The sequence below is a fragment of the Streptomyces sp. LS-MS-L19 genome (genome assembly GCF_058382285.1).
Genome location: NZ_JBYCLL010000001.1, coordinates 2,892,536 through 2,908,476, shown reverse-complemented (window position 1 = coordinate 2,908,476; position 15,941 = coordinate 2,892,536). Strand labels below are relative to the sequence as shown.

The following is a 15,941-nucleotide window of genomic DNA, read 5'->3' as shown; positions in this document are numbered from 1 at the left end:
GGACCCCGCTGATGTCGCTGCCACTTGAGGGACTGTCGGCCGTCGTCACAGGCGCCGGCCGGGGCCTGGGCCGGGCCGAGGCACTGGAGCTGGCGCGGCTCGGCGCGGCCGTGGTCGTCAACGACTACGGACAGCCCGGCCGGGACGGCTCGGGCGAGGCCTCCGCGGGCCCCGCCGAGCAGGTCGCCGAGGAGATCCGGGCCGCGGGAGGGCTGGCCCGCGCCCACACCGGGGACGTCGCCGACCACCAACAGGCCGGGGAACTGGTCGAGTTGGCGATCGCGGAGTTCGGCAAGCTCGACATCCTCGTGAACAACGCGGGCATCCTGCGCGACCGCATGGTCTTCTCCATGACCGAGGGCGAGTGGGACGCGGTGATCCGGGTCCACCTCAAGGGCCACTTCAACACCACCCGGTTCGCGGCGGCGCACTGGCGCGAACGGTCCAAGGCGGCGGGCGCGCCGGTGTACGGCCGTATCGTCAACACCTCCTCGGAGGCGTTCCTCGCCGGGTCCGCCGGACAGCCCAACTACGCGGCCGCAAAAGGGGGGATCGTCGGACTCACCACGTCGACGGCCCTCGCGCTCGCCAAGTACGGCGTCACCGCCAACGCCATCTGCCCGCGCGCCCGCACCCGGATGACCGAGGACGTCTTCTCGGGAGCGGGCTTCGAGCAGCCGGAGTCGGGACTCGACCCGCTCGCTCCGGAGCATGTCGCCCCGCTCGTCGGCTACTTGGCGTCACCGGCCGCCGAGCGCGTCAACGGCCAGCTGCTCGTCGTACACGGAGGGATGGTCGTCGTCGTCGAACGACCGCGGGTGCAGGCCAAGTTCGACAGCAAGCAGGACACCTTCACGTACGACGAGCTGGACGCGCTGCTCACTCCGCACTATGCGCGCCGGCCGGCGGGAGAGACGTTCGCTGCGGCCGAAGTGCTGGGGCTGAAACGGGAGTAGACACGCAACGGCCCGCTCCCCGTGAGAGGAGCGGGCCGTGTGTCGTCGTCCGCCGTCAGGCCGCGACCTCGGTCTGCTCGACCGACTTGCGGTGCCGGCCGCGCGGGGCCGTCTCGCTGTCCTGGACCGAGACCGGGCCGCGGTGCTTGCCGTGGCCCGTGGGCTCCTGGACGTCGGCAGTCGACTGGTTCGTGCTGGCGTCGCTCATGGAAGTAATTCACCCCGTCAACATGATCTTTCTTACAGCGGGGCGAGTTTAACCGGCACACCACGGGGCGAATCCAGGCGGCCTGACCAACCGGCACTACTTCGTTACAAGATTGCCCAACGGGGCTTGCTGCAAGGGCACAGGCCGCGGTGCGACGGGTGCCGGAGGCGCCGGTTCGGAGACCGAGCGGGTCCCGTAGGGATCTTCCCGGACCGCGTCCCCCGTTCCGGTTTCCCCGGCCCCCGCATCCCCCTGACCCTGCGCTTCCCCGGTGAAGGGTCCGGGGGCGCCGGTAAGAGGCCCGGCCTCCCCGCCGACGGGTCCCGACTCCCAGCTGGCGGACCCGGCCTGCCCGCGGAGGGACCCGAACTCCCCGCCGACAGAACCGGTGCCCGGGCCGAAGGCACCCAGGTCTCCGCCGACGGATCCGGCGCCCCCGCGGAAGGACCCGGCGTCCCCGCCGAGGGGTCCGGTCTGCCTGCGGAGGGACCCGAACTCCCCATCGGTAGACCCCGCGTTCCCGCCTACGGGCCCCGACTCCCCGTCGTCGACAGACTCGACCTCCCCACCCACGGACCTCGCGTCCTCACCCCTCGGCCCGGTCTCCCCCGAGAGGGGTCCGGCCGCCGCCCACCGTGTCACCCCGCACGGTGCCCCCTCCGTGGCGTACGGCAGGAGCAGTTCACCCGCCTCGGTCCACAGGCCGGCACCGGTCAACCATCCCTCGGGCGCCGGGAGATGCTGCACCTGTCGGGCCGCGGGGCGCCACACGCCCACCCAGCTGCCCATCGGGCCGTCGATGCGCAGCGCCACCCCGCAGCTCTCCGGCATCAGGACCTGCCCCGGCTGGATCGCGAACGGCGTCACCGCGCAGTCGGGCACCCGCAGGCACTCCGGGAAGCGCACCGGCAGCGTGCTGCCCAGCACCCCCCAGCCCAGCCGCGGCCGCCCCGGCGACGGCGCGTCCGAGGAGATCAGCAGCAGCCCGCTGTCCGGGGCGGCGAGCAGCAGCCGGTCGTCGCTGGCGTCGGCGATCTGGAGCAGGGGGGAGACCTCGCCGCCCCGCTCCAGGTCCACCACGATCGTCTTGGTCCGCCCGCCCACCTCGCGGTCAAGGGCCAGCATCCGCCCCGCCCGGTCCAGCCACACCCCACCCGAGCAGCGCCCCGGGATCTCCGCAAGGTGCTCCGGTCCGAAGGCACCGCCCGCCACCAGCCACACGGCACTGGAGCGCCGGCCCACGGCGAGGGCGTACGCCTTCTCACCACCGGGCGCCGGCGGCAGCAGCCGCAGGACCGTCCCCGGGTCGGGGCACTCGACGGCGCCGAGCGGCAGCTCGCCGGTCTCGGGCCCGGTCGGGTAGAGCAGCGAGAAGTTGTGCCGCCCGTCCGCGAACCGCCTGATCAGGACCCGTCCGTCGCCCATCGGGTGCACTTCGGTGCCGGGCTCCTCGGGCTGGCGGCCGGGCAGCGGCACCGCGTAGGGCTCGGGACCGTCCAGGGTCCACCGCTCCGGGAACCAGCAGTCACCGTCCAGAGCGAGCCGAGCCGCATAGGAACCATCGACGGTGATCACACACCCGGCCCGCGAACCCCCCTCGCCCCCGGCCGGCACACCACCCCTCCGCGAAGCCACCCCGTCCCCGTACTCGATCGGCAGCCCCACTCGGTCCCCGGCGTCCCCGTACTCCACCGGCAGTGCCATGCGGTCCCCGGCGTCCCCCGTCTCCGACACCGGAGCCACCCCGTCCCCCGCGCCCCGGTACTCCACCCCCGGAACCACCCCATCCCCGGCGGCGTCCCCGTACTCCACCGGCAGAGCCACGCGAATCCCGGCGTCCCCCGTCTCCGCCCCCAGAGCCACCCCGCCCCCCGCGTCCCCATACCCCGCCCCCGGCGCCACGCGATCCCCGGCGTCCCCGTACTCCGCGCCCGGAACCACCCAGCCCCCCGCGTCCCCGGACTCCGCCCCCGGCGTCTCCCCGGTCTCCCCGTCCTCAGCGATCACGTATTCCGTCCGCGGGCTCTCCCCGTCTCCGTTCTCGCACTCGTCCTCGTCCGAGGTCGTGGGCTCGATGGCACAGGCCGTCATCGTCTGATCACCTCCGGCCTCGAAAGTAGTTTTCGCACGCACAGGCGTGGGACGGGCGGGCTTCCGCTTCACACAAAGGGGTGGCCCAGGAACGATTCGCCTGAGGAAAACGGGGCGACTGTGCTGAGCGGGACGGCCTGGGGCCGCTCGGGTTCAAGGGGGTGGACCAGGCAGGTAGCCTTTTCCCCGTGCCCCGTCTGTCTGAAGTCATCGCCGCGCTGGAGAACCTGTGGCCCGCCGAGCGGGCCGAGTCCTGGGACGCGGTCGGCACCGTCGTGGGCGACCCCGACCAGGAGGTCGCGCGGGTCCTCTTCGCCGTGGACCCGGTCCAGGAGATCGTCGACGAGGCGGTGAAGCTGGGCGCCGACCTGCTGGTCACCCACCACCCCCTCTACCTGCGCGGCACGACCACGGTCGCCGCGAGCCACTTCAAGGGCCGGGTCGTCCACACCCTCATCAAGAACGACATCGCACTGCACGTGGCCCACACCAACGCGGACACCGCCGACCCGGGCGTCTCGGACGCCCTCGCGGGCGCGCTCGACCTCCGGGTCGTACGACCGCTGGTGCCGGACCCGACGGACCCGGAAGGGCGCCGCGGCCTGGGCCGGGTGTGCGAGCTGGACCCCCCGACGACCGTCCGCGAACTCGCCGCACGGGCCGCCGCACGGCTCCCCGCCACCGCGCAGGGCATCCGCGTGGCCGGCGACCCCGAGGCGCTCGTCCGCACGGTCGCCGTCAGCGGCGGCTCCGGCGACAGCCTCTTCGACCAGGTCCGCGCGGCCGGCGTCGATGCCTTCCTCACCGCCGACCTGCGCCACCACCCGGTGTCCGAGGCGGTCGCCCACAGTCCTCTCGCGCTGCTCGACGCGGCGCACTGGGCCACCGAGTGGCCCTGGTGCGAGCTGGCCGCCGCCCAGCTCGACGAGATCTCCGACCGCCACGGCTGGGACCTGCGCGTGCACGTCTCCAAGACGGTCACCGACCCCTGGACCAGCCACTCCCCTTCACCTGGAGCCCCCAACTGAACGCCGCGCCCGCCGACCAGATCCGACTCCTCGACGTCCAGGCCCTCGACGTCCGCCTCCAGCAACTGGCCCACAAGCGCCGGTCGCTGCCCGAGCACGCCGAGATCGAGGCGCTCACCAAGGACGCCACCCAGCTGCGCGACCTGCTCGTCGCCGCGCAGACCGAGGAGAGCGACACCGCCCGCGAGCAGACCAAGGCCGAGCAGGACGTGGACCAGGTGCGCCAGCGCGCCAACCGCGACCAGCAGCGCCTCGACTCCGGTGCCGTGACCTCCCCGAAGGACCTCGAGAACCTCCAGCGCGAGATCGCCTCCCTCGCCAAGCGCCAGGGCGACCTGGAGGACATCGTCCTGGAGGTCATGGAGCGCCGCGAGTCCGCGCAGGAGCGGGTCGCCGAGCTCACCGAGCGCGTCTCCTCCGTCCAGTCGAAGATCGACGACGCGACGGCCCGCCGCGACGCGGCCTTCGAGACACTGGATGGCGAGATCGCCTCGGTGACCAAGGAGCGCGAGGTCATCGCGGCCGTCATCCCCGCCGACCTCCTCAAGCTCTACGACAAGCTCCGCGAGCAGCAGGGCGGCATCGGTGCGGCCAAGCTGTACCAGCGCACCTGCCAGGGCTGCCGCCAGGAGCTCGCCATCACGGACTTCAACGAGGTCCGCGCGGCCGCGCCCGACACCGTGGTGCGCTGCGAGAACTGCCGCCGCATCCTGGTGCGCACGTCCGACTCCGGCCTGTAAGGGGCACCGGAGGTGCGGGAGTTCATCGTCGAGGCGGACGGCGGCTCACGGGGCAACCCGGGTCCCGCCGGGTACGGCTCCGTGGTGCTGGACGCGGCGACGGGGGAGACGCTGGTCGAGACGTACGAGTACCTCGGCGTCGTGACCAACAACGTCGCCGAGTACCGGGGGCTGTTGGCCGGTCTGCGCGCCGCGCACGACCTCGACCCCTCGGCCCGCGTCCACGTCCGCATGGACTCCAAGCTCGTCGTGGAACAGATGTCGGGCCGCTGGAAGATCAAGCACCCGGACATGAAGCCGCTGGCGCTGGAGGCGGGCCGGGTGTTCCCGCCGGGGCAGGTCACCTACGAGTGGATCCCGCGCGAGCAGAACAAGCGGGCGGACCGATTGGCGAACGAGGCGATGGACTCCGAGGGTTCGGCGAGTTCGGTACGGAAGCTGTCGGACGCCGACGCCAAGGCCGACGTACGGGCGGCCAAGGCCGTGGCAAGCCCCGGTTGGGCCCCGGCCGACATGGGCGCGCCGGCCACCTTCGTGCTCCTGCGGCACGGCGAGACCCCGCTGACTCCCCAGAAGCGGTTCTCGGGGAGCGGCGGTACGGACCCCTCCCTCTCTGACATCGGCCGCGAGCAGGCCGAGCGGGCCGCCGAAGCGCTGGCCAGGCGCGGCACGATCCAGCACATCCTGGCCTCGCCCCTGACCCGTACCCGCCAGACCGCCGCCGCCGTCGCCGAGCGGCTCGGCATCGAGGTCACCGTCGAGGACGGCCTCATCGAGACCGACTTCGGCGCCTGGGAGGGCCTCACCTTCGGCGAGGTGCGCGAGCGCTACCCCGACGACCTGACCAAGTGGCTGGCGGACCCCGAGGCCGAACCCACCGGCGGCGGCGAGAGCTTCGCGGCCACGGCGACGAGGATCGCCGCGACCAGGGACAAGCTCGTCGCGGCGTACGCGGGCCGCACGGTCCTGCTGGTCACCCACGTCACCCCGATCAAGACGTTCGTGCGCCTCGCCCTGGGCGCCCCGCCGGAGTCCCTGTTCCGCATGGAACTCTCGGCGGCCTCGATCTCCGCGGTCGCGTACTACGCCGACGGCAACGCGAGCGTACGGCTCCTCAACGACACGTCACACCTGCGGCCGTAGCCGGGACGCCTCCCGGGCGAGCTTCTCGACCCGCTCCCAGTCCCGCGCGGCGATCGCATCTGCCGGAAGCATCCAAGTCCCGCCCACGCAGCCGACGTTGGGCAGGGACAGATAGTCGGGGGCGTTCCCGACCCCGATCCCTCCCGTCGGACAGAACCGCGCCTGCGGCAACGGCCCGGAGAGCGACTTCAGGTACGCCGTCCCCCCGGCCGCCTCCGCCGGGAAGAACTTCATCTCCGTGACCCCCCGCTCCAGCAGCGCCACCACCTCCGACGTGGTCGACACCCCCGGCAGGTACGGCACCCCGGCCCCCCGCATCGCCTCAAGGAGTACGTCCGTCCAGCCCGGGCTGACGAGGAAGCGCGCGCCGGCCGCCACCGACTCCTCCACCTGCGCGGGCGTGATGACGGTCCCGGCCCCCACCACCGCGTCCGGCACCTCCCCGGCGATCACCCGGATCGCGTCGAGCGCGACGGGCGTCCGCAGGGTCACCTCGATCACGGGGAGCCCACCGGCGACCAGGGCGCGGGCGAGCGGTACGGCGTCGGAGACGTGATCCAGGACGACGACGGGGACGACGGGGGCGAGGTCGAGCAACGAGGCATGCGGGGAGGAGGCCATGACGTCATCATGACCAAGTGCTGCACCCTACGCAAAGGTCATTGCATGCTGTGCAACGCAGCTCAGTGAATCTCGTCCACCAGCACATCCAGGGCCCACGCCTGACCCGCCTTCGACGGCGCCTCCGCCTCCACCACGTACCCGAGGTCGCGCAGCGCCTCCACCAGTTCAGCCGGCCCCTTCGGCGCGACCCCCGCCGACAGCAGGCTCCGCACCATCCGCCCCTTCGTCGCCTTGTTGAAGTGGCTGACGACCTTCCGGGTCGGCGCGTGCAGCACCCGCACGGTCGCGGTCCGCCCCGCGACCTCCCCCTTCGGCTTCCACGCGGCGGCATACGCGGAGGACCGCAGGTCGAGCACGAGCCCGTTCCCGGCGGCCTCGGCGAGCACGGAGGCCATCGGAGCCCGCCAGTGCGTGCCCAGCGCCCCGAGCCCCGGCAGTTTGACCCCCATCGAGCAGCGGTACGACGGAATCCGGTCGGTCACCCGGACCGCTCCCCAAAGCCCCGAGAACACGAGAAGGGAACGCCCCGCGCGCCTCTTCGCCGCAGCGTCCAGAGAAGCCAGGTCGAGGGCGTCGTAAAGCACTCCTGTGTAGATCTCACCGGCAGGCCGCGCTCCGGCGGTCCGGAGCCCGACGTTCTTCGCGACCTCGCCGCGCAGCCCCTCGCTCAGCCCGAGGACCTCCCGTGCCTTCTCCTCGTCCCCGGCGCACAGCTCGACGAGGGCGTCGAGGACGGCTTCCCGGCTCTCGTTGAGCCCGGGCAGCGACAGCGACTCCAGCTTCAGCGGGGCGCCACGACCGGAGGACGCCTTGCCTTCGGAGGGAGGCAGCAGGACCAGCACGGAGGATCTCCTTCTGTTGAGCTCCGGACAGCGTACGGGGCCCGATCTGCTTACCCTCGCTGTATGCCCCGCCGCCGCATACGCGTGACCGACGACCCGCTACGTGCCGCCTTCGCCGCCCTGCGCACCGAACTCGGAGTGCCGTCGGACTTCCCGCCGGCGGTTCTGGCCGAGGCCGAGCGGGCCCCGGTGTCCGGGCCGCACGTGGACGCGACGGACATCCCCCTCTTCACCATCGATCCGCCCGGTTCGATGGACCTCGACCAGGCGATGCACCTCTCGCGGCACGGGTCCGGCTACCGGGTCCGGTACGCGATCGCCGACGTGGCGGCCTTCGTCGTCCCCGGGTCTGCGCTGGACGCGGAGACGCACCGGCGGGTGATGACCCTGTACTTCCCGGACCTGCGTGTTCCGCTCCATCCCCCGGTGTTGAGCGAGGGCGCCGCGAGCCTGCTCCCGGACCAGGTCCGCCCGGCCGCCCTGTGGACGATCGACCTGGACGCGGAAGGCCGTACGACCGCCGCCGAGGTCCGCCGCGCGATGGTCCGCAGCCGGGCCAAGCTGGACTACGAGGGGGTGCAGCGGGCGATCGACTCCGGCACGGCGGAGGAGCCGGTCCTTCTGCTGAAGGAGGTCGGCGAGCTGCGGGAACGGCTGGAGGTCGAGCGGGGCGGGATCTCGCTGCGGGTGCCGGAGCAGGAGATCGTCGAGCGGGACGGCACGTACGAGCTGACGTACCGGGCCGGGGTGCCCGCGGATGGGTGGAACGCCCAGATCTCCCTGCTCACGGGGATGGCGGCGGCGGACCTGATGCTGACGTACGGCACGGGGGTGCTCCGCACGCTCCCGGCCGCCCCGGACGGCGCGGTGGGCCGCTTGCGCCGTACCGCCGAGGCCCTGCACATCGACTGGCCGCACCATGTGTCGTACGCGGCGCTGGTCCGCTCCCTGGACCCCGGGGTCCCGTCGCACGCGGCCTTCCTCCAGGAGTGCACGACCCTGTTGCGGGGCGCGGGCTACACGGTGTTCCGCGACGGAGTCCTGCCGGACATCACCACGCACGCGGCGGTGGCCGCCCCCTACGCCCACTGCACGGCCCCACTGCGGCGACTGGTCGACCGCTACGCCTCGGAGATCTGCCTGGCGGCGGTGGCCGGCAAGGCCGTACCGGACTGGGTGCTCGGGGCCTTCGAGGCGCTGCCCCGCGAGATGGCCGAGGGCGGCCGGCTCGCGGGGAAAGCCGAGCGGGAGTGCGTCGACATCGTCGAGGCGGCGGTGCTGAAGGACCGGGTGGGGGAGGAGTTCGAGGGCTGCGTGGTAGAGGTGGAGGAGCGCCAACCCGCTGTGGGGACCGTGCAGTTGGTAGAACCGGCGGTGATCGGGCGGATCGACGGGGACGGGTTGTCGCCGGGGGAGCGGCTCAGGGTGAGGGTCGTGGCGTCCGCCCCGGGGACGACGAAGGTGCGCTTCGCGCCTGTTTGATCGCGTGTCGAGGCACTGGTGGTGTGCCACGATCGAGGGAACGGTTCCCGATCTCACGGACAGGTGATCTTCGATGTCCCAGCCTGGTGAGCGACAGAAGGAGGGGCGTGACATGAGTGCCGTGGCCCATGAGCCGCTCACGCCGGCTGAGGGACTGCTGGAGATCTTCCTGGCCCTCGACACCCCGGAGGGTTTCCGGGCTGAACTGATCGAGGGGGAGATCGTTGTGACGCCGCCGCCGGACGGGGAGCACGAGAAGTACATCAGCCGGATCGTCCGGCAGGTGATCAAGCGTTCGCGCACCGAGATGGACTTTTCCGGGAACAAGGGCCTCAAACTCAAGAGCGGCCAGGCCTGTCCGAAAAACTACGCGGTCCCGGACGTCACGCTCGCCCCACTTGACCTCGACCTCTTCGGCAGCGCCGACTCCTGGATGCCCTGCGACGGAGTCGCCATGGTCCTTGAGGTGACGTCGACCAAACCGGCGGCAGACCGCGAGGCGAAGCGCCGTTGCTACGCCCGCGGCGGCATCCCGCTCTACCTCCTCGTAGACCGCGAGGCCTCGTCGGTCACCCTGTTCAGCGCCCCCGAGGAGGACGACTACCGGGAACATTGCACCCGTTCCTTCGGCAAGCCGATCGCTCTCCCCGCCCCGTTCTCCTTCGACCTGGAGACCGCGGACTTTCTCTGAGTACGACGGCGTTGCACCCTGAGTCGGACGGACAGGGGGCGGCGATGGCGGAGCAGGCGCTGTGGACAAGGGCACGGCTGGGCCGGGGCGGCCCGCCCCTGGACCTCCTGACCGCCCGCTTCGACAAGCACGTCTACGCCCCGCACGCCCATGACGAGTACACGATCGGCGTGTGCGTGGGCGGCTCAGAGATCATCGACTACCGGGGCGGCCACATCCGCACGGGCCCGGGATCGATCGTCGTCCTGGCACCCGGGGAGATGCACACGGGCGGCCCGGGGACAGCGACGGACGGATACGCATACCGCGCCCTGTACGCGGACGTCCCACTCCTCCAGGACGGCTCCATAGGCCTCCCGCACTTCCGCGACCCCCTGATAGACGACCCCGAACTCGCCGCAGCCCTCCGCCTCGCCCACACCGAACTCAGCGCCTGCCCCGACCCGTTGGAGACGGAGTCCCGCCTCCCATGGCTCCTGACGGCTCTGTCCTGCCGCCACTCCACGGCCCGCATCGCGGACTGCGTGATCCCGGGCGCGGACGCGGTCGCCCGCCTGGTCCGCGACCGCTTGGCCGACGAGTTGCTGGCACCCCCTTCCCTCGCCGACCTCGCCCGCGACCTGGGCATGTCCCGCTACCAACTCCTCCGTGCCTTCCGTACGGCGATGGGGATACCGCCGTACGCCTGGCTGGCCCAGTACCGGGTGAACCGGGCGCGGTGCCTGCTGGAGTCGGGCCTGCGCCCCTCGGAAGTGGCGGCTCTGGTGGGCTTCGCGGACCAGGCCCACCTGACGCGCTGGTTCCGCAGGGTGCTGGGGGTGACCCCGGCGGCGTACCGCAACAGCGTTCAAGACGCGAGCCGCTGAGCGCGCCGACGATGTCCGCATGACTGCACGCGGCTGGTTCCTGTTCTCCCTGATGGGAGTGGTGTGGGGCATCCCCTACCTGATGATCAAAGTGGCGGTGGACGCCCCGCTGTCGGCGGCGATGGTGGTGTTCGTACGCTGCGCCCTGGGCGCACTGCTCCTGCTCCCGTTCGCGATCCGCCAAGGTGGCCTTCTCGCCGTCGTACGGTCGCACTGGCCGCCCATGCTGGCCTTCGCGGTGATCGAGATCATGGGCCCCTGGTACACGCTGACGGACGCGGAACGCCACCTTTCCAGCTCGACGGCGGGCCTGCTGATAGCGGGCGTACCGATAGTCGGCGTGCTCCTGGCCCGCTTCTTCGGAGACACGGAACGGCTGGGGGCTCGGCGGGTGACGGGCCTGGCGCTGGGGCTGGCAGGGGTGGGAGTCCTGACCGTCCCGCACCTGACCGGCGGCGACGCGAAGTCGATGGCGGAGGTGCTGGTGACGGTGGTGGGCTACGCGACGGCCCCGCTGATCGCGGCACGCTGGCTGAAGGACATCCCGTCATTGCAACTGACGGCACCGTGCCTGGCACTGGCGGCGTTGGTGTACGCGCCGGGGGCGGCGCTGACGTGGCCTTCCTCCATGCCGTCTTCGTCGGTCCTGGCGGCTCTGGCCGGTCTGGGAGTGATCTGCACGGCGGTGGCGTTCGTCGCGTTCCTGGAACTGATCAAGGAGATCGGCCCGACGAGGGCGACGGTGATCACGTACGTCAATCCGGCGGTGGCGGTGGCGGCGGGGGTGCTGTTCCTGTCGGAGCCGCTGACCGTGGGCGTCGGCGTGGCCTTCGCACTGATCCTGGCGGGCTCGGTGCTGGCGACGGCGGGCCCGGTCCGAGTGACCGCCGAACCGTCCTGCCCTGAAGCCCCGGTAACATGGTCCGCACGGCAGACGAGCCGGGCGGACGGCCGCGTGGAGTCCCCTCTTGGAGGGCTCCCCGAGGAACGTCCGGGCTCCACAGGGCAGGGTGATGGCTAACGGCCACCCGGGGTGACCCGCGGGAAAGTGCCACAGAAAACAGACCGCCGGGGACTTCGGTCTCCGGTAAGGGTGAAACGGTGGTGTAAGAGACCACCAGTGCCCAGGGCGACCTGGGCAGCTAGGTAAACCCCACCCGGAGCAAGGTCAAAAGGGAGCGCCCCGGTGCTCCTGCGGGGACGTTCGAGGGCTGCCCGCCCGAGTCCCCGGGTAGACCGCACGAGGCCGGCGGCAACGCCGACCCTAGATGGATGGCCGTCTCCCCGGCTGCCGCGAGGCGGTTGGGTGACAGAACCCGGCGTATAGCCCGACTCGTCTGCCGCCACCTGCGGTTTGCCTGGGAAAGGGCCCCTGACCTGCGTCGGAGGCCCTTTCCGGTCTTTCGGGGGCTTGCCGCGTTACACGGCGGAAAATCCCTCGGAAGTCCCTTGGACAGCGCTGAAAGTCCCTGAAAAGTCCCTGGGGCAGAGGGGCGTGGGACACCTCTGAGCTGGTCCGATCTATGGGGCGTGAGGTGACGCTGTTGATCTGAGCCCACGGCTTTGCAACGACCACGAGGTAGGACGTGGACGGACAGTGGTCGCCACTGTCCGTCCACCGCCGCCTGATCGGTGACCTGTCTTCGCCCGGAAAGGTGTCGACCAGCGCGCTGCCCCGTCGCCATCAGGGCAACAACGATGTTCCCCACTGGTCTTCCATATGGAACTCCTTGCATCGTCGCGGCCGAGCGGCCGGAGTGTAGCGACCACCCGACCGGGAAACCATCGAAGAACGGAGAGAGCACAAGGGGGATGCACATGGCCGACGTGGCGCCAATGGCGTCACCGGCTGCCGACCCCGGTGATAGGGCCACCTGAACAGGGCCGAGTCGAGCGATCTCCCACCAGCATGGGCATCATCGCTCGGCCATCACGCCCGTCGGCATTGCCCTGACTGGGTCCGCCAGCGACCCGCTCCCATGCTCTCGGAAGGCCGAGTTCCCTTGCTGCTCGACCTCTCTGCGGTTCCGTGGTGGGCCGCTATTTGCCTCCTCGTCCTGACCACCGTCACCGGCGCGCTCCTCGCCCTGGCGCGCGTTGTCGTCCGTGCCCTGCCGCAGGCGTCGGCGGACCGGCTGGAGTGGTGGCGCGCCATGGCCTCGTCCCTGCGGACCTGATCGCCCGAGCCTCATCCCTCATCGACGGCTGGGTCCGAGATGAGATGGACTCCTCGCAGATCTCCGCGTACACACAACGCACCTTCGCACCCGAACTCGGCCAACACCCGGACCTGCTTGGCCTGTTCTCGAAATCGGGAGCGGAGGAACTGGCGAGGGAACTGCTCGGCGGCATCCAGCCGGTCACCACCACGCAGATCCAGATCCGTATACCGGACGCGCTCTCGACGTCGCAGCCCGAGAAGGCGATGCACGTCGACGGAGTCGCCTGCCCGCATCTCGATCCCGAGGAACTGCGCACCTTCTCACTGCTCGTCGGCGTGGTGCTCTCCGACATCAGCGATCCGGAAGGCGGAGCACTGCGCTACCTGCCCGGCGGGCACCACACCATGGCCCGGTGGTTCGGCACCGAGTGGTCCCTCGGCGTCACCGAGCAGGTTCCCCCGCAGATCGACACCGAAAGCGGAACACCCTTTCTCGGCAAGCCGGGCGACTGCCTGCTCATGCACCACCTCGTCCCGCACTCGGTGGGCCGGAACCACACCTCGACGCCCAGGCTCATGGCGTACTTCCGCGTGTCGCATCCCCACCACGCCCAACGCCGCCTCGAAGCCCTGCGCGACCCGTGGCTCGACTATCCGCGCCTCACCACCGTCACGGCTACCGCCCCGACAACCCGATGAACACCGACCGCGACCTCGTGAGGAGCACCTCCATGCGCCTGATCCACCCCACTGATTTCGACATCGCCGCCCGCGCCATCGAGGCCGGCGAGCTGGTGATCGTACCCACCAAGCGCTGGTACATGATCTGCGCCGACGCCGGAAACCCGGACGCCTGCAAGCGCATCTTCGACAGCAAGAAGCGCCCGACCGGCAAGTCCCTGGCGTTCGTACTGCCCTCCCTGGAGGCATGCGAGGAATGCTTCCAGCTCACGGCGGAGGCCAGGCGGCTCGCCGACGCGTTCTGGCCCGGAGATCTCGCACTCCTGCTGCCGTGGCGCGATCCCGCCGACGCCGCCAGGCACACGGCAGTTGGCTCTCCCGCGCTGACCACCTACGACTCCGGCCTCCTCGGCCGGTTGGCGTCCCTCTCCACAGCGCCCTTCGCCGCGACCACGGTCAACATTTCCGGGGACGCCGGCCCCGACGACGCAGGTCCGGCCATCACCCTCGACGAGGTCGGCCACTTTTTGACGACAACGGGCGTGGCCGCATCCGTGATCGTGGACGGCGGCATCTGCCCGGCCGCCAACCACATGACGATCGTGGACTGCTTCACCCCGGAGTCCCGGCTCGTGTGCACCAGTCTCGTTCATCAGCGCGCCATATCGGCCGCCTTGAAGCGCGACGTCCGAGGCACCTGAGACGCGTGCAATGACGACCAGCAAGGATTCGCGAGGGATCAACTTTCGCAGGGCGAATTTATCTGCGGCCGTGGCCGTTGCACAGCTCCCGTTCGGCGGCCACTGTTCGTTTGGTGCCGGGTGTCAGCTGGTGCTGCCGGTGAGGGAGACGAGGCTGGCGGTTCCGGGGTAGCCGGTGAGCTGTTCGGTGGCATCCCATTTGCCGTTGGCATGACGGAGGGTGTGACGGATACGTCCAGTGTTGGCGACTACGGCGGTCTGGAACTCTCCGTTCACTGCGGCGGCGCTGACGCTCGTCATGACCTCGGAGCCAAGGCGGCTGGTGAGGCTGCCGAAGGCACTCCAGCTACCGTCGGCGGAGCGGATGCCGTGCCGGGCACCGCCGGTGGCATTGGTCAGGATGATCTGAAGATCTCCGCCGATACCGGCGAAGGATATGCCGTTGGCTGCGCCGGGTGTGATGGCCTCCTGGTTGACGTGGCCCCACTTGGACCAGGAGCCGTCCGAGGCCCGGACGGTGTGGTAGGCCTTGGTACCGGCGATCACGCCGACGTGGGTGTTGCCGCCGGAGGTCTGAGCGACCGTGACCTGGCTGGCGCCCTGCAGGGTGCCGAGCAGATTGGTGACGTCACCCCACTTGCTCCAGGTCAGGTCCTCGTTCATGACGGCGTGGTAGACGCGGTCACCGGCCAAGCCGACCAGGGCCAGCCCCGCGCCGGTCGAAGTCACGGCCGCTTCCGTGAGGCCTGGCTTGTCACCCAGGACGGAGGTGATGTCGGTGAAGGCTCCCCATCCGCCGGTGGGCCGCCGGCTCGCCTGGTAGACGTGTCCGTCGCCGCCGACAGCGAAGACGTAATCGGTGTCGCGAATGCCCGCGTGGGCGGCGTAGGAGACACTCTCGATCGTGCCGGCGGCCTTCTCGACGTCGCCGAACCCGGTCCAGTCGCCGTTGCTGTCCCGCATGGCGTGGTACAGCCCGGTATCCGTCAGGGCCAGCGTCTGGGTCTTCCACCGGTTCAGTGTGGACGCCGTCGAGGCCGTGATCCAGTTGCGGATGTCGTCGACGCGCTCCGCCACGGCCCCGGTACGGGTCTCGTCGACCTCCAGGCAGCCGCCCTGCCACGACTTGCTGGTGACGGCGACCAGTTCGGCACGGCCGTCCACTTGGCGGAACACCGGCGATCCGGCGTCGCCCTTGCACACCGGGGTGCCGTCAATCCCGATCTGGCCGTCCTGGACCGCGGTCGCAGTGTAGGACGCCTGGTGGAGCTGGTCGGGTACCCAAGTGTCCGCAGTACGCCCGTAGCCCGCGCCCAGTAGCGTCTCTCCGGTCGTGGGCACGGTCCTGGCCGGGTGCAGCCAGCCGATGCTCTGGACCGGACTGTCCAGCTGGGCCACCACCAAGTCCCGCTCAGGATGCGGTACCAGGTTCACCACCTGACGCTCCTGCCCGGCTGTGCCTGTCAGGAGCGTGCGGCCGATTACTGCCGTGGTCTTGAGCTTCGGCACTCCCGCAGCCAGCGCGGTGGGTGCGGAAGGGCCGTCCGCGAAGCAGCTGGACGCGGTGATGATCCACTGGTTGTTCAGGAGCGTGCCCGTGCAGGCGCGTTCCCCGCCGATGTCGAGTTTCACGGTGAAGGCGTCAGCACCGGCGGCAGCGGCATCTCCCCCAATCGCCATGGCGGGTGACGGAGTGAGGAACAAGGCTGCGGTCATGGCTGCCAGCA

At 70.8% G+C, this 15,941-nt stretch carries 14 protein-coding genes, 1 other RNA gene and 2 pseudogenes; 12 read left to right on the top strand and 5 right to left on the bottom strand.

From position 1 onward, the window contains the following. Positions 1 to 11: 11 nt before the first annotated feature. Complete coding sequence (locus tag AC2XR2_RS12790) at positions 12 to 956, top strand: 3-oxoacyl-ACP reductase (protein WP_449351593.1); 945 nt, start codon at positions 12 to 14, stop codon at positions 954 to 956. A gap of 55 nt (positions 957 to 1,011) precedes the next feature. Here the strand turns inward: AC2XR2_RS12790 and AC2XR2_RS12785 are convergent, their stop codons facing one another. Then, positions 1,012 to 1,164, bottom strand: a complete 153-nt coding sequence (locus tag AC2XR2_RS12785) for a hypothetical protein (protein ID WP_330267318.1) — start codon at positions 1,162 to 1,164, stop codon at positions 1,012 to 1,014. Positions 1,165 to 1,683: 519 nt separating this feature from the next. Further along, positions 1,684 to 2,868, bottom strand: a pseudogene (locus AC2XR2_RS12780) (hypothetical protein); the annotation flags it as partial. 575 nt (positions 2,869 to 3,443) lie between these two features. Between AC2XR2_RS12780 and AC2XR2_RS12775 the strand changes: the two are divergent. Genes AC2XR2_RS12775 through AC2XR2_RS12765 form a run of 3 tightly spaced genes read left to right on the top strand, consistent with a single transcriptional unit; the run spans position 3,444 to position 6,166 of the window. Beyond that, entirely contained in the window at positions 3,444 to 4,283 is an 840-nt protein-coding gene (locus AC2XR2_RS12775) for a Nif3-like dinuclear metal center hexameric protein (RefSeq protein WP_330267320.1), read from the top strand. Further along, positions 4,280 to 5,023, top strand: coding sequence for a zinc ribbon domain-containing protein (locus tag AC2XR2_RS12770; protein WP_449351633.1), 744 nt, complete (start codon positions 4,280 to 4,282; stop codon positions 5,021 to 5,023). Before AC2XR2_RS12775 ends, AC2XR2_RS12770 begins: the two co-directional genes overlap by 4 nt. A gap of 12 nt (positions 5,024 to 5,035) precedes the next feature. Continuing rightward, positions 5,036 to 6,166: a bifunctional RNase H/acid phosphatase gene (locus tag AC2XR2_RS12765; RefSeq protein ID WP_491515094.1), complete on the top strand. Its 1,131-nt coding sequence runs from the start codon at positions 5,036 to 5,038 to the stop codon at positions 6,164 to 6,166. Here AC2XR2_RS12765 and eda read toward each other — a convergent pair. Together eda and yaaA are read right to left on the bottom strand one after the other, a co-directional pair. After that, a complete protein-coding gene (eda, locus tag AC2XR2_RS12760; RefSeq protein ID WP_491515093.1) occupies positions 6,149 to 6,787 on the bottom strand; it encodes a bifunctional 4-hydroxy-2-oxoglutarate aldolase/2-dehydro-3-deoxy-phosphogluconate aldolase in 639 nt (212 codons plus the stop codon). The two genes, AC2XR2_RS12765 and eda, sit on opposite strands and share 18 nt — an antisense overlap. 62 nt (positions 6,788 to 6,849) lie before the next feature. Beyond that, entirely contained in the window at positions 6,850 to 7,632 is a 783-nt protein-coding gene (yaaA, locus tag AC2XR2_RS12755; RefSeq protein ID WP_491515092.1) for a peroxide stress protein YaaA, read from the bottom strand. A gap of 63 nt (positions 7,633 to 7,695) precedes the next feature. On the opposite strand from yaaA, the gene AC2XR2_RS12750 reads away from it, so the two are divergent. The 8 genes and pseudogenes from AC2XR2_RS12750 (at position 7,696) to AC2XR2_RS12715 (ending at position 14,214) form a co-directional block, all read left to right on the top strand. Next, a complete protein-coding gene (locus AC2XR2_RS12750; protein ID WP_491515091.1) occupies positions 7,696 to 9,114 on the top strand; it encodes an RNB domain-containing ribonuclease in 1,419 nt (472 codons plus the stop codon). Between the two features lie 112 nt (positions 9,115 to 9,226). Then, positions 9,227 to 9,805, top strand: a complete 579-nt coding sequence (locus tag AC2XR2_RS12745) for a Uma2 family endonuclease (RefSeq protein ID WP_491515090.1) — start codon at positions 9,227 to 9,229, stop codon at positions 9,803 to 9,805. A gap of 44 nt (positions 9,806 to 9,849) precedes the next feature. Then, a complete protein-coding gene (locus tag AC2XR2_RS12740; RefSeq protein ID WP_491515089.1) occupies positions 9,850 to 10,671 on the top strand; it encodes a helix-turn-helix domain-containing protein in 822 nt (273 codons plus the stop codon). A gap of 19 nt (positions 10,672 to 10,690) precedes the next feature. Then, positions 10,691 to 11,473 (top strand): annotated as a pseudogene (locus tag AC2XR2_RS12735) (DMT family transporter); the annotation flags it as partial. A gap of 133 nt (positions 11,474 to 11,606) precedes the next feature. Beyond that, an RNA gene (gene rnpB, locus AC2XR2_RS12730) (RNase P RNA component class A) lies at positions 11,607 to 12,011 on the top strand. Between the two features lie 663 nt (positions 12,012 to 12,674). Beyond that, positions 12,675 to 12,848 (top strand): hypothetical protein, encoded by a 174-nt coding sequence (locus tag AC2XR2_RS12725; protein WP_491515088.1) that lies wholly within the window; start codon positions 12,675 to 12,677, stop codon positions 12,846 to 12,848. Between the two features lie 44 nt (positions 12,849 to 12,892). Then, on the top strand, positions 12,893 to 13,531 hold the full coding sequence (locus tag AC2XR2_RS12720) for a phytanoyl-CoA dioxygenase family protein (RefSeq protein WP_491515087.1): 639 nt from the start codon (positions 12,893 to 12,895) through the stop codon (positions 13,529 to 13,531). Positions 13,532 to 13,563: 32 nt separating this feature from the next. After that, the gene (locus tag AC2XR2_RS12715) at positions 13,564 to 14,214 is read left to right on the top strand and encodes an L-threonylcarbamoyladenylate synthase (RefSeq protein ID WP_491515086.1); all 651 of its coding nucleotides are present in this window, start codon (positions 13,564 to 13,566) and stop codon (positions 14,212 to 14,214) included. 123 nt (positions 14,215 to 14,337) lie between these two features. Here the strand turns inward: AC2XR2_RS12715 and AC2XR2_RS12710 are convergent, their stop codons facing one another. Continuing rightward, positions 14,338 to 15,930: a trypsin-like serine protease gene (locus tag AC2XR2_RS12710; protein ID WP_491515085.1), complete on the bottom strand. Its 1,593-nt coding sequence runs from the start codon at positions 15,928 to 15,930 to the stop codon at positions 14,338 to 14,340. Positions 15,931 to 15,941 lie beyond the last annotated feature (11 nt).